This is a genomic window from Streptomyces sp. NPDC058678, from assembly GCF_042714835.1.
In the GTDB taxonomy this organism is placed as follows: domain Bacteria; phylum Actinomycetota; class Actinomycetes; order Streptomycetales; family Streptomycetaceae; genus Streptomyces.
Genome location: NZ_JBHXSG010000045.1, coordinates 38176 through 50360, shown reverse-complemented (window position 1 = coordinate 50360; position 12185 = coordinate 38176). Strand labels below are relative to the sequence as shown.

Sequence of the window (12185 nt, the reverse complement as noted above, 5' to 3'; positions counted from 1 at the left end):
CACTTCCTGGGCCGCGTCACCGACTACGACCATGCCGCGCAGCTCGCCGAACGGCTCGTGGGCGACGCGCCCGAGGACAGCATCGCCCTGCTGGCCCGAGCCCGCTCGCGGGCGACCTGCACCGGTTCGCCGAAGCCATGGCCGACCTCGACCTGGCGAGGCGAAAGGGAGCGGCGCAGCCCACTCTCGACGGGGAACGGGCCGGGATCCTGCAGGCGGTCGGCTGTTACGCCGAAGCCCAGTCCCTGCTCACGAAAGCGGCCCCTCGCCAGTCGGACTTCACGATGCTGAGTGCCCTGGCGGTCTGCCGTGCGGAACAGGGCGAAACCGACGAGGCGGAGCGCGAGTTCGACGAGGCGCACCGCAGCTACCGGGGTGTCTCACCCTTCCTTCTCGCCCAACTGGACTTCCGACGCGGCGTGATGTGGATGCGCCAGGGTGACCTGCCCGCGGGCCGGGCGTGGTTGGAGGCGGCCCGGCGCCGGGTTCCGGGCTACGCCCCGGCGGCCGGCCACCTCGCCGAGGTCGATCTCTCCCTGGGAGACGTCGATGCCGCCGTCGCCCGCCTGCACCCCCTGGTCGAGACGAGCGACGATCCCGCTTACACCTCCCGTCTCGCGCTCGTCCTCCGGGTCGCGGGCCGGCACCAAGAGGCCCAGCAGTGGCGGGACCGTGCGGCGGAGCGCTACGACGAACTGGTGCTGCGTCACCCGGAGGCGTACGCCGACCACGCCGCCGACTTCTGGCTCATGGTGGGAGCGAACGTCGACGGAGGGCTCCAACTGGCGTTGCAGACGCTGGTCATGCGTCAGACGACCCGCTCGTACGCCCTGGTCCGGCGAGCCCGCGCGGCAAGCAACCAGGCGGCGCCCGACACGCCGTAGGAGGGGGTGCGTAGTCGCCGGGCCGTGATGCCGACGGCCACCTGCTCGCCGAGGTTCTGAGGGGCGGGGGCGCAGAAACGGGTTCCACCGCCTGCGGTGATGGATTGTGCGAGACCTGGCCCGACTGCCGAAGGCCCATCTCCATATCCACCTCGAAGGCGCGATGCGCCCCACAACGCTCGCCGACCTCGCGACCGAGCGTGGCGAACGACCGCCGGAGGGGGCAGCTACGCGTCCTTCGCGGAATTGATGCTCCCGTACGGCGCAGCGGCCCGGCTGGTGCGGTACGCGCCCCAAAGGACCTCGCCGGTCCTAAGATCGGACCATGAGCAGGACCGACCGCGCCAGCCGGGTGATCGCGGCACCACCGGCGACCGTCTACGCCGCCCTCCTCGACCGGGAGTCGCTCGAGGCCTGGCTGCCGCCGGACGGCATGCGCGGGCGGGTGGAGCGGTGGGATCCCCGGCCTGGTGGCGGGTTCCGGATGGTCCTCACCTACCTCGACCCCGCCGACAGCCCCGGCAAGACCTCGGATGCGACGGACGTCGTCGACGTCGGGTTCGCCGACCTGGTGCCATCGGAGCGCGTGGTGCAGCGGGCGGTCTTCGAGGCCGACGACCCGTCGTACGCGGGCACCATGACGATGACCTGGCACCTCGCCGCCGCCGGTGACGGGACCGAGGTGACCGTCACCGCCACGGACGTGCCACCCGGCATCGACCAAGCGGTCCACGAAGCCGGGATCGCCTCCTCGCTGGCCAACCTGGCGTCGTACGTCGAAACGGCGGGCTGATTCGCGTCTGCTGCGACCGGGCCCGGCCACGATGCAGCCGGCGCGGCCGTCGTCAGCCACTCTCGTCCCGGAGGTGGACGTACGGGCGATGCGGCCCGACGCGCGGCAACACGCGTGCCCCCGTTCCGGCGGACGTACTACGACGTCGGACGGGAAGGTTGACGAGGCAACCGGACAGGCAGCAACCGCACGACAAGGGAGCGTCCACGCCATGGGAACCGCTGTCCACGTCCCCCAGACCAGGGACATGATCGGAGAAGAACTCTCCGGAGACGAAGCGTTCACCGCGCTGCGCCACTACGGAGGGCTACGGCTGCTGACCGACTCCTTCGCCCGGTTCCGTTACGCGGACGGCTTCACCAACGCACGCGCGCTGGCCTTCCAAGTGGTGCTCGGCCTGGTGCCATGCACCGTGGCGCTCGTCGGGCTGGCCACCTCGGTGCACACGGAGGGCGTGGGCCGGATCATCGAGCTCACCCTCGGCCGGATCGTGCCGGGTGCCAGCGCCGACATCGTCGAGGACGCCTTCGACGGCACCCGGCGCACTGCCGACGGCGACGTGTGGAGCACACTCGCCCTCTGGCTCGGTCTGGCCTTCGCGCTGCTGAACCTGTCCTCGGCCATGGGACAGATCGAGCGCGGCGCCAACCGCATCTACGGCATCGAGCGCGACCGTCCCTTCCCTCGCAAGTACGCCAGGGCGCTGGTCCTGGCGCTCTCGGCCGGTCTGCCCCTGGTGCTGGGCTTCGTCGTACTCGTCGCCGGCGAGGCCGTCGGCGACGCGGTCGCGGATTCCACCGGCCGGGAGGGCGGCGGACCGCCATGGTGGGGAGTGCTCGACATTCCCGTAGGACTCGCGCTGGCCTGGTTGGCGTCCGCCGTGATCTTCCGGTGGTCGCCCCGTCGCGTGCAGCCGGGCTACACGTGGCTGGCCTTCGGCTCTGCCGTCCACCTCCTGCTGTGGGTCTCGGCCACCTGGCTGCTCGCCCTGTATGTCGAAAAGAGCGGTGCCTTCGGCGCCGTGTACGGGCCGCTCACCGCTTTCATCGCCTTGCTGCTGTGGGCCAACCTCACGGCCGTCGCGCTCTTTCTCGGCATCGCGTTCGCCGCCCAACTCGAAGCGGCCCGGGCCGGCATCGAAACGGCCGTGCATCCGGATCCCGGCCCGGGTGCGTGACGCGTCTTTCTCACGTCACTGTGATCAGTTCGCCATCCCGAATGCGTTCCCGGTCCCCGGGAGGCACGCCGGCGCATCAGCAGTCGCCAGCGGCAGCGGCAGCGGCAGCGGCAGCGGTCACCATCACGCGGACCACGCCGGTTCAACGCCACGACGACGGTCGTGGCCGCGAACGGGACGGATGAGGGACCGCCCGACGCGGGCGGTCTGGGTCGTGAAGCTGAGGGACCGCCCGACGCGGGCGGTCTGGGTCGTGAAGCTGAGGGACCGCCCGACGCGGGCGGTCTGGGTCGTAAAGCCTGCCGACGGTGTCGCGGCACCGGCTGAGGATGAGGAATCCCCTCCCCCAGCAACGACAGCGGGTGAAGGCCCGGAGGTGCAGAACTGGTCACGTGGAAGGACGCCACGCGGGAGGACGCCCGGCCGGGTCGTGCTCTCCGGCCGATTCGGACCGACTCCGAACGGCGGCTCCCGTATCAGACGCCGAGGGATGCTTGCCTGATCGCTTCGAGCGCACGCGTCACGTCGTCGTCGGTCGTCGACCAGTTGCTCACCGAGATCCGCATGACGCGCCGGCCTTGCCAGGTGGAACCGCTGATCCAAGCCGTGCCATCGTCGAGCAGCCGCGCGAGCACCCGATCCGTGCGCTCGTCGTCGCCGAACTCGGCGCAGACCTGGGTGAACACCACGTCGTTGAGGACCGTCGCGCCGTCGATCCCGGCGATGCCGGTGGCGAACGCGGAGGCGTGTCGGCACAGCCGCTCGACGAGGTCGGCCACACCTGATCGGCCGAGGGACCTGAGTGCTGCCCACACGGTGAAGGCCCTGCCGCGCCGGGAGAGCTCGGGGACCTTGTCGATGGGGTCGCCGTGTTCGTCCTGGATCAGGTAGTCGCCGTGCAGGCCCATCGCTGCCCGGATCGCGGACGGGTCGCGCACGACGGCGAGGCCGCAGTCGTAGGGGACGTTCAGGGTCTTGTGGGCGTCCGTCGCCCAGGAGTCGGCGTTTTCGCAGCCCGTCGTCAGATGGGCGTGGACCGGGGAGGCGGCCGCCCACAGTCCGAAGGCGCCGTCGATGTGCACCCATGCGTTCGCCTCGCGAGCGGCTCGGATCGCCTCGACGAACGGATCGAAGGCACCGGAGTGGATCTCCCCGGCCTGAAGGATCACGATCGCGGGGCCCTGCCCGCCGACCGCCAGGGCGTGCCGCAGGGCCTCGGGCTGGATGCGCCCTTGATCGTCCGCCGTCACCGGTTCGGGTCTGCCCAGTCCCAGGTAGCGCAGCGTCAGGTCGATGGCCATGTGGCGGCCCTCGCCGACGATGACGCGTACGGCAGGCCCGCCTGCGAGCCCGTCGCGCGCGATGTCCCAGTCGGCGCGCCGCAGCACCGCGTCGCGCCCGGCGGCGAGGCAGGTGAAGTTCGCCATCGTGGCACCGGTGGTGAAGCCCACGGCGCTGCCGCTGGGCAGGCCGAGCACATCGAGCAACCACGTACTCGCGATGTCTTCCGCCGCCGTGTATGCGGGCGAGACGGCACGCATCACACAGTTCTGATCCCAGGCACTGACCAGCCAGTCCGTGGCCAGCGCGGCCGGTTCGGTGCCGCCGACCACGAAGCCGTAGAAGCGGCCGCTGGGAAACGCGGTGAGCCCCGGCTCGCAGGCCGTGACCAGCAGGTCGACGACGTCGGCGGGCGCACTGGGACCGTCGGGCAGTTCGGCACCGAGCGCGCGCACGATCTCGTCGACCGAGGCGCGGGCGGGAACCCGGCGGTCGGACAGGCTCGCCAGCCAGCGGACGGCATGGCCGTATGCCTGTCGGAGCGCCGTCTCGCGCTCGTCCATACCTCGGACTATGAGACAGTCGCCGCGGCCACGCAAGCCACGGCGTGCACGACCACTGCCCGGCCTTGATCGCCGAGCAGCGAGAACATGCATCGCGGATCCGGCGTCGCCCCCGGCGTGACCTTGGCACCCGTCGACACCGGATCGTCCGCAGCGACAAGCCACTCCCGTCGAGCACGGGCGGAAGCCGCTGTCGGTGGTGATCGCTGAGCAGGCATCTTCCCGCTGCCCCGGGTCCTCAGCACGTACGCATCACACCCGAATGACGCGTGATCATCCACGACCGGGATCTACTTTCGCAGCAGGCCCCGTTCCTGTACTAGCCCGGTTGCTTGATGCTCTCGATGATTCGGGCGAATCCTTCCTCTCCATGGCCCGCATCGATCTGACGTTGGATGAGCCGCTGGACCGTGGCGAGCACCTCGGTGCTGATGCCCTGGTCGGAACTGGCGGCCAGGAGGTCACTGAGGTTGGAGAACTGGAGGCTCTGTTGCCCGGCGACGGTGTAGTCCCCGCCGTCGATGACTTCGGCGAATCCTTGGAAGGCGCTGGTCATGGCAGTCAGCCAAGGTGTGGCCTGAGCGGCGAACTCGCCCGCCGTCACTCCAGCCGGGGCGACCATGGCGGCGCCATGCATGAATCCGGCGAACATGACGTACATGCCCGCGAGCAGAGCGAGGTCGTACAGGGACGCCAGTCCGGCATCCTCACCGAAGTAGGTGCTGCTTCCCCACAGGTCGAAAAGCGGCTTGTACTGATGGAAGACATCGGCCGATCCGCTGTAGAGGAGCGATGCCCCTGGCCGGCCGATCATGTGCGGAACGGCCATGATGCCGCCGTCCAGATACGCGGCCCCGGAGTGGGCGGCCCAGGCGGCCAACTCACGTGACTGGGCCGGTGACGTCGTGGTCACGTTGACCAAGGTTCGTCCGGCCAGCTCGTCGGAGAGCGGATCGAGCACCTCGTGGACCGACCCGTGGTCCAGCAGGCATGCGATCACCAACCGGCTGGAGCGGACCGCGTCACCGGCCGTGGCAGCGGCCTTGGCGCCCTGCGCGACGAGGTCGTCGGCCTTCCCCGCTGAGCGGTTCCAGACTGTTGTCGCGTATCCGGCCTTCACCAGGGCCTCCGCGAGAGCGCTACCCATCGCTCCCAGCCCGAGAACACTCACCTGCACGCTGTTGTCAGTCGACATTTTTGGGATTCCCCCTCGTGTTCGTCCTTCGGTTGAATCCTCTCCACCGCCGGTAGGGTTGACCAGTACGGACTAATTAGTGAGGTACTCACTCGTGGGTAAGCACGTCTGGGAGGGGCGGATGGCGACATCAGCACGACGTGGTCCCTACTTCTGCGGCATCGACGCGGCGATGGACGTGGTCGCCGGCAAGTGGAAGTCGCTGATCCTCTGGGAGTTGCACCACTACGGGACCCGACGGTTCGCCGAGCTTCGACGCGGTCTGCCGGGCGTCAGCGAAAAGATGCTGATTCAGCATCTTCGGGAGATGGAAGAAGACGGGCTCGTGCATCGTGAGGTGTACCGGGAAGTGCCTCCGAAGGTCGAGTACTCGTTGACGGAACACGGCGTCTCACTCAACGCGGCCCTGGCCTCATTGGGAGAATGGGGCACTGAGCGCATGCGGCGGATCGGGGCCGAAAAGGTGTCCGTCGACGTCGCCGGGACAGTTCGGCGCTAGAAACGGAAGTACCGCGCGTGGGTCGGGTGCTGTGGCAGCACCCCGACAGGGGTGCACCGCGGAACGGTCAGCCATGGTGACGGTGCGGGCGCGGGCCTTCGCCGATCGCAGAGGTAGCGACTCGTCTCGTGCTCGGCCTCTGGTCACAGCGACCGAGCAGGCGGCGCCAGCCCCCGGTCAGGTCGTGGTGCGACCGATCGTCCGGCGGTGCCGCCAACAGCCTTATACGCAGTACGCGTTGGCGACGCCGTCACGTTTCCGCCGAGTTCTACGACCGCAACATGACAACGACGATCGAGGCCATGGTCCGCGACATCAAGAGCCGGAGCACATGAGCCGAGCTCTGTTCGTCGACGTACTTGCTCTCCACTGAGCAGAACGTCACCAGCATCCGTCAGTAGACGATGGAGACGATCTGGCAGGCAGCTTCGGCGATCTGGCGCTCCCCGCCGATGCGGGCCCGGGCAAGGGCAGCGTCAGGATCAATGCCGCGGGTGCAGAGTCGCCAGGCGGTCTCCGGGTCCAGCCGCACTGATGCGGTCGGCCGGCCGCTGGGTGCTTCGGCCAGTGACCAGCGGTCCGCGGTGGCGGTCACGGTCCAGGTGCCGACGGCCGGCTCCCCGATGATCACCTGGAGTTGTGTCCCGGCGGCTGCGGGCGAGTGACGCAGTGTGTGGGGCAAGGCCCGCATGAAGGTGTCCAGGACCGCGGACAGAGCGTTGGGCTCCAGGTCGGTGTCCCGGCCGGTGGCATGGCGGATCTGCTGGCGGTGGGTCCAGTACTCGGTGAACTCCCGGGCGGTGTCCAGCCAATTGGGCGCCGGGTCGGCCCCTGCCCAGGACACTCCCAGGCCCGTTGCGTCGAGGTCCGTGCCCGCGAACTGACGGGTGAGCTGGGTCCCGGCCAGTTCCAGGGCCTCTATGAGCTCAGCGGGGCTGTGATCGGCGTGGAGTTCGATCCATTCCTGGTTGATCCGGTGGATGAACGCTTCCAGTGTCTCTCCGGCCGCCATGGCGCGGCGGTGGATTTCCGTGCTCCAGCCGAGGCGGGCGTGGTAGTCGCCGAGGATGTGGGCGGCAAGATCCTGCACGGTCCAGCCGGGGACCGCAGTCCTGCTCCACTCGGTGCGCCGCAGACCGCGTAGCAGGTCGAGGAGCGACGCCAGTTCTGGCCCGAACAGCGGGCGAGCGTCGATCGGCTTGCCCAGCCAGGAGGAGTTGGATACGTCGTCGCGCCGAAGGCTCATGGTCAAAGCCTGTCACCGGAAGGCTCGGTCTTCCATCGAATACCCCCTCACCTCACGGAGGGAAGGTGTCATGGCGGTCAGCCGCCCATCATCAGGCCAGTGCCGCCAGCCAGCCGTCGACCAGGCCGGGCGATACCTGTCTGCGTCGTGCCGGCGCTGCTGCTTGAGTCTGCGCTGCGACAGCATCGGAGGTCTGGAGGAAGTCGGCTGCGGCGAGGGCACCGAGGTCGCGTCCGACCAGCGACCGGATGCCCTGCTGCGGGATGCTCGTGTTGGACACGCGCTTCTGGTTCGCGACCACTGGATCGCGGACTCGACACCTGCGGAGTGCGGCGTCAGCAGTCGACGGTGAAGTGGTCGGCATTGGTGGCTCGCGCACCCGAGGGAGCCAGTGTCCAGGCCGCCCGGGGCAAGCTCGCCCTGGCCGCCGCGACATGGCCTCACCGCAGGGAGCACCCCTGGGGACGGTTACCGCCCCCAGGTGCACGTCACGCGCGCACCAGGGCCTGGACGTACGGCACCAGCCGGACGGGGCCCGTGAGCCCGTACGCCTGGCGGGCGGTGGTGCCGAAGACGGCCGGCTGGGCGGCCCTGAGGCGGTTGATGAGCGGCGTCGCCACCTCGACCTCGATCACATTGACGCCGCGCCGCAGGTGTCCGCCCAGGTCGACGACCGGGTGGAGCCGGTCGGTGGGGGCCAACCGGGTGCCGTTGACGGTGACCCGGAAGGTGTCGCTGACCTGGCCCAGTTGGAGGTGGGCGCCGTGGGACGAGGTCCAGTCGGAGGGCAGGACGACGGTGGTGCGGTAGCGGCCGATGCCGGCGGAGTCGGCCAGTTCGGGGATCTGCGACCAGGGCAGCAGGGTGTCGAGGGTGAGCGTGCGCCGGACGATGTCGGTGCTGGTCGCGTCGGCACCCGGGTACCAGTCCTCGACGTCGAGCTGCCAGCGGTCCGGTGTGATGGGGCCGGGCACCGCGGGCACCGTGGTGGTCGCCGTACGGCCCCGGGAGAGACGGGTGGTGTAGGTGCCCGGTGCCGAGACGCGCACGGCCAGGCCTCGGTCGGTGAACAACACCCGATCGGCGTCGGCGGACACGGCGTGCGGACGGCTGCCGTTTCGGTCGCCGAAGAGTCCCGGTCTGCCGAGTGCTATGACGGTGGCCTGGCCGGGGTCGAGGGTGACGCGCACGGTGATGGCGTCGTCGTCCTCGGTGTAGCGGGCGATGCGGGTCGCCTCGCCCGTCCATGGATCGAGCTGGTAGGGCACGGTGGCGCCGCGCCTGGTGCGGCGCAGGGTGACGTCGTGGTCGATGGTCGCGACGGGCGGCTTGACGGTCTCGGCGTGTTTGCCGTTGCAGAGGTAGTAGAAGTCCGTGTCGCCGCTGACCCGGTGGTTGTTGAGGAGGGTGGAGGGGGTGGCGTAGCGCGCGTCGGGTGTGACGCCGAGGGCGGTGAGGGCGTCCCCGACGGCGGTCTTGTCGGTGACGACGGTGACCTGCGGCAGCGCGAGGAGGCGTGCCAGGACCTCGCGCAGTGCGTCGGTCTCGTCCTGGTCGGGCACCCCCGGGGTGAGCGCCTGGTCGAAGGCGCCGAGCATGACGATCGGCAGTCCTGCCCGGGCCAGGCGCAGCAGCTTGCGGGCGTCTTCGCGGGCGAGGGTCGGCGTGGAGCCGTAGAAGAAGTCTCCCTCGACGAACAGGGCTTTGTAGGCGGGGCCGTCGGGGGCGAGGCGGCCGCCGGAGACGCGGGCGGCCGGCAGGTCGAGGAGCGGTCCGCTGAGGAACTGGTGGGTCCAGCCGAGCGGTACTCCGGTCGCGGTGAACCAGGAGGCGCCGATGCCGGTGGCGGTGTAGCCGGTCTGGCGGAAGACGGCGACGTCGGCGCGCGGGGTGCCGGTCTGCAGGACCTGGTGCACGCGGCCGAGATAGCCGGCGATGTCCTCGGCGTGCCGCCAGGTGGGCTGCCGGGGCCCCCAGGACTCCCCGTAGCCGGCCGCACCGTTGTAGGGGCTGAAGGCGGCGAACCCGGGCCACCTCACTCCGGGGGCGGCGGCGTACGAGAAGCCGTGCACGACCGTCTGGTTGACGCCGGCCGCGTAGGCGCCGCCCATGGTGCGCAGGAACCTGTCCCACGTGGTGCTGTACGCGGAGCCGTTGTAGGCGCCCGATTCGCAGGACAGCACGGTGTGCCCGGCCATGTCCCGGCCGCCGGCCAGGCAGCGGTAGTCGTCCAGGTTCTTGAAGCCGAGCGACTCGCCCTCCGCGATGTCGAGGATCGCTGCGGAGGCGATGGCGTCGGTCTGCAGGCCGTACGGCTGAGCGCGCAGCGACATGCCGAGCGAGTGGGCCCAGTCGCGCAGGGCGGTGACGTGGTGGGTGTTGAACAGGTGGGAGACGGTCGCCCAGAAGTCGTGCCGGATCTGCCGGGTGAGCTGCGCCTCGAACGCGAAGACCTGGTTGCTCTTGTCGAGGACGAGGGCGGGCAGGTACGGCAGGAGGGAGCGGCCGGTGAGCTGCTCGAAGGCGTCGGGCAGGGCGGAGGTCCACACGAGGGAGTCGGTCTCCAGCTCGATGGAGTCCTCGAAGAAGGCGCCGCCCGCGGCTTTGAGCAGTCGCCGCACGGTGCCGGTCAGGACGGCGCGTTCCCAGAAGCCGGTGACGGCGGCGGTGCCGGCGGGGCTGAAGTGGTCGATGACGTAGGCGGCCGGGGAGGAGTGCGGGCCGGATTCGGGCTGCTGGGCGGTGCCGCGCTGCCAGTAGGAGATCAGCACCCAGTCGCCCTCCGCGGGGGCGGTCCAGGTCAGGGCGCCGTCGCGGACGGTGGTGGTGAGGTCTCGGACACTGGCGAGGTCGAGGCCGGTCTCCTTGCGGGTGGCGTTGGCGGGCTCGACGCGGGCGGCCTGGACGGCGAGCAGGCGGCGCCGGGTGACGGGGGAGGCGGCGTGGTGCACGGGTTCGGGGACCGGTCCCTGATAGGTGGCGCCGGCGGCCACGGAGGTGCGGCCGTAGGCGAGTTCCTGGGCGGCGGTGTCGTCGTCGGGGGTGACGCCGGGGACGGCGACGGGCCAGCTGGGGCCGAGGGTGAGGTCGATGGTCAGGCCGCGTCGGGCGGCTTGGCGCAGGGCTGCCTCGACGCCGTCGCGCCAGGGGGTGCTGCCCCAGCCGTGGTGGGCGGCGTCGAGGACGGACTTGTCCTTGATGCTGTGGTGGACGGCGGCGATCTCGGCTCCGCCGAAGCCCGCGTCGGCGATCTGGTCGATCTCACGGGCGATCTCCGCGGGGTCGACCAGGCCGTCCGGCCACCACCACCGGAACTTGGGGCGCACGGACCGCGGTGGGGTGCCGAACCAGTCTCCTGACAGGTGTTGACGACCTGCCAGGGGGACGGCGCCGGCATCCGTGGAGCCGACTGCGGCGAGCGCCGTGGTGGCGCCGGCGGCCAGGGAGGCCGCGAGCACCCTGCGCCGGGTTATCCCGCCACGCTGCGGAATGGACTTCTGCATGTGTCGCCCCAAACGATTGAATCGTTTCAATTCCCTGTAAACGCGGGAACGTTAAGCCCGGAATCCATGAGGGTCAAGATCGGCGCCCCAATTCCCCAGTGCGCGCGAGTTCTTGACGAGGTTGGTCCAGACCTTTACCGTCGCGACACGGACAGTGATTCACGGGTGCGCTCCATGTTCACCCATATGAACGGCGCCTTCCCCTCCCCCATGCTCGCCGAAGGACGGCCCCATGATCCGAACCAGAGTTCTCGCGACGGCCACCGTCATGGCCGCACTCACCACCGCGGCCCTCCTGGGCAGCTCAACCGCCGAGGCCGCCGAGGCCGCCGATCCGAAGGTCGCCCCGGGCGGCAACTTCGACCTGTCGGTCTGGCAGTTGCAGGAACCCGTGGGCTCCCCCGGCAAGCCCACGACCATCTCCTCGTCCCGACTGCAGGGGCCGGGCGGCTACCAGGACGCGTACTTCTACACCGACACCCGCGACGGTGCGATGACCTTCTGGGCACCCGAGAAAGGCGTCACCACTCCCAACTCCAGGTACGCCCGCTCCGAACTGCGCGAGATGAACCGCAACGGCGCCGCGGCCGACTGGCCGCTACGCGGCAGCCACCGGCTCAGTGCGACCCTGCGCGTGGTGTCGGTGACCTCCAACGTGTGCGTGGGGCAGATCCACCTGGGCTCCGGCGGCTCCTCCACCAAACCGCTGGTGGAGCTGTACTACCGGGCGAGCGGTGACATAGTCGTCGGCACGGAGAACTCGCCCGCGGGCGGCCAGACCCTGCACACCGTGGGACATGTCCCGGTCGGCAAGACATGGAGCTACGCCATCGCCGTCTCCGGCGGCGACACCATCGACCTGACGGTCGCCGGCAACACCACGCACTACGCGATTCCCTCGTCGTTCTTCCCGTACAAGCAGTACTTCAAGGCGGGCTCCTACAACCAGTCGTCCTCCGACAGCACCACGAAGGGGGCGCGAGTCGCGTTCTACGGGCTGAACGTCTCCCACGGCTGACCTGGCGCCGCCCGGGTCGGAGTCCG

At 70.0% G+C, this 12185-nt stretch carries 11 protein-coding genes; 6 read left to right on the top strand and 5 right to left on the bottom strand.

Annotated elements, in window-relative coordinates:
• Positions 1 to 137 precede the first annotated feature (137 nt).
• From ACFWWR_RS32970 to ACFWWR_RS32955, 4 genes are all read left to right on the top strand, one after another.
• The gene (locus tag ACFWWR_RS32970; RefSeq protein WP_384307113.1) at positions 138 to 884 is read left to right on the top strand and encodes a tetratricopeptide repeat protein; all 747 of its coding nucleotides are present in this window, start codon (positions 138 to 140) and stop codon (positions 882 to 884) included.
• Positions 885 to 1047: 163 nt separating this feature from the next.
• Entirely contained in the window at positions 1048 to 1134 is an 87-nt protein-coding gene (locus tag ACFWWR_RS32965; protein WP_383864341.1) for a hypothetical protein, read from the top strand.
• A 75-nt stretch (positions 1135 to 1209) separates the two neighbouring features.
• Positions 1210 to 1677 (top strand): SRPBCC family protein, encoded by a 468-nt coding sequence (locus ACFWWR_RS32960; RefSeq protein WP_383864115.1) that lies wholly within the window; start codon positions 1210 to 1212, stop codon positions 1675 to 1677.
• A gap of 211 nt (positions 1678 to 1888) precedes the next feature.
• Positions 1889 to 2854: a YihY/virulence factor BrkB family protein gene (locus ACFWWR_RS32955; protein WP_384307110.1), complete on the top strand. Its 966-nt coding sequence runs from the start codon at positions 1889 to 1891 to the stop codon at positions 2852 to 2854.
• 476 nt (positions 2855 to 3330) lie between these two features.
• Here the strand turns inward: ACFWWR_RS32955 and ACFWWR_RS32950 are convergent, their stop codons facing one another.
• The gene (locus ACFWWR_RS32950; RefSeq protein WP_384307108.1) at positions 3331 to 4698 is read right to left on the bottom strand and encodes a pyridoxal phosphate-dependent decarboxylase family protein; all 1368 of its coding nucleotides are present in this window, start codon (positions 4696 to 4698) and stop codon (positions 3331 to 3333) included.
• A gap of 319 nt (positions 4699 to 5017) precedes the next feature.
• On the bottom strand, positions 5018 to 5893 hold the full coding sequence (locus ACFWWR_RS32945; RefSeq protein ID WP_384307105.1) for an NAD(P)-dependent oxidoreductase: 876 nt from the start codon (positions 5891 to 5893) through the stop codon (positions 5018 to 5020).
• Positions 5894 to 6014: 121 nt separating this feature from the next.
• On the opposite strand from ACFWWR_RS32945, the gene ACFWWR_RS32940 reads away from it, so the two are divergent.
• Positions 6015 to 6392: a winged helix-turn-helix transcriptional regulator gene (locus ACFWWR_RS32940; RefSeq protein ID WP_383864344.1), complete on the top strand. Its 378-nt coding sequence runs from the start codon at positions 6015 to 6017 to the stop codon at positions 6390 to 6392.
• 394 nt (positions 6393 to 6786) lie between these two features.
• On the opposite strand, the gene ACFWWR_RS32935 is transcribed toward ACFWWR_RS32940, so the two are convergent.
• From ACFWWR_RS32935 to ACFWWR_RS32925, 3 genes are all read right to left on the bottom strand, one after another.
• Entirely contained in the window at positions 6787 to 7638 is an 852-nt protein-coding gene (locus ACFWWR_RS32935) for a maleylpyruvate isomerase family mycothiol-dependent enzyme (RefSeq protein WP_383864127.1), read from the bottom strand.
• A gap of 91 nt (positions 7639 to 7729) precedes the next feature.
• Positions 7730 to 7918 (bottom strand): hypothetical protein, encoded by a 189-nt coding sequence (locus ACFWWR_RS32930; RefSeq protein ID WP_384307102.1) that lies wholly within the window; start codon positions 7916 to 7918, stop codon positions 7730 to 7732.
• 208 nt (positions 7919 to 8126) lie between these two features.
• Complete coding sequence (locus ACFWWR_RS32925) at positions 8127 to 11141, bottom strand: glycosyl hydrolase (protein ID WP_384307099.1); 3015 nt, start codon at positions 11139 to 11141, stop codon at positions 8127 to 8129.
• Positions 11142 to 11373: 232 nt separating this feature from the next.
• Between ACFWWR_RS32925 and ACFWWR_RS32920 the strand changes: the two genes are divergently transcribed.
• The gene (locus ACFWWR_RS32920) at positions 11374 to 12159 is read left to right on the top strand and encodes a polysaccharide lyase family 7 protein (protein ID WP_384307096.1); all 786 of its coding nucleotides are present in this window, start codon (positions 11374 to 11376) and stop codon (positions 12157 to 12159) included.
• Positions 12160 to 12185 lie beyond the last annotated feature (26 nt).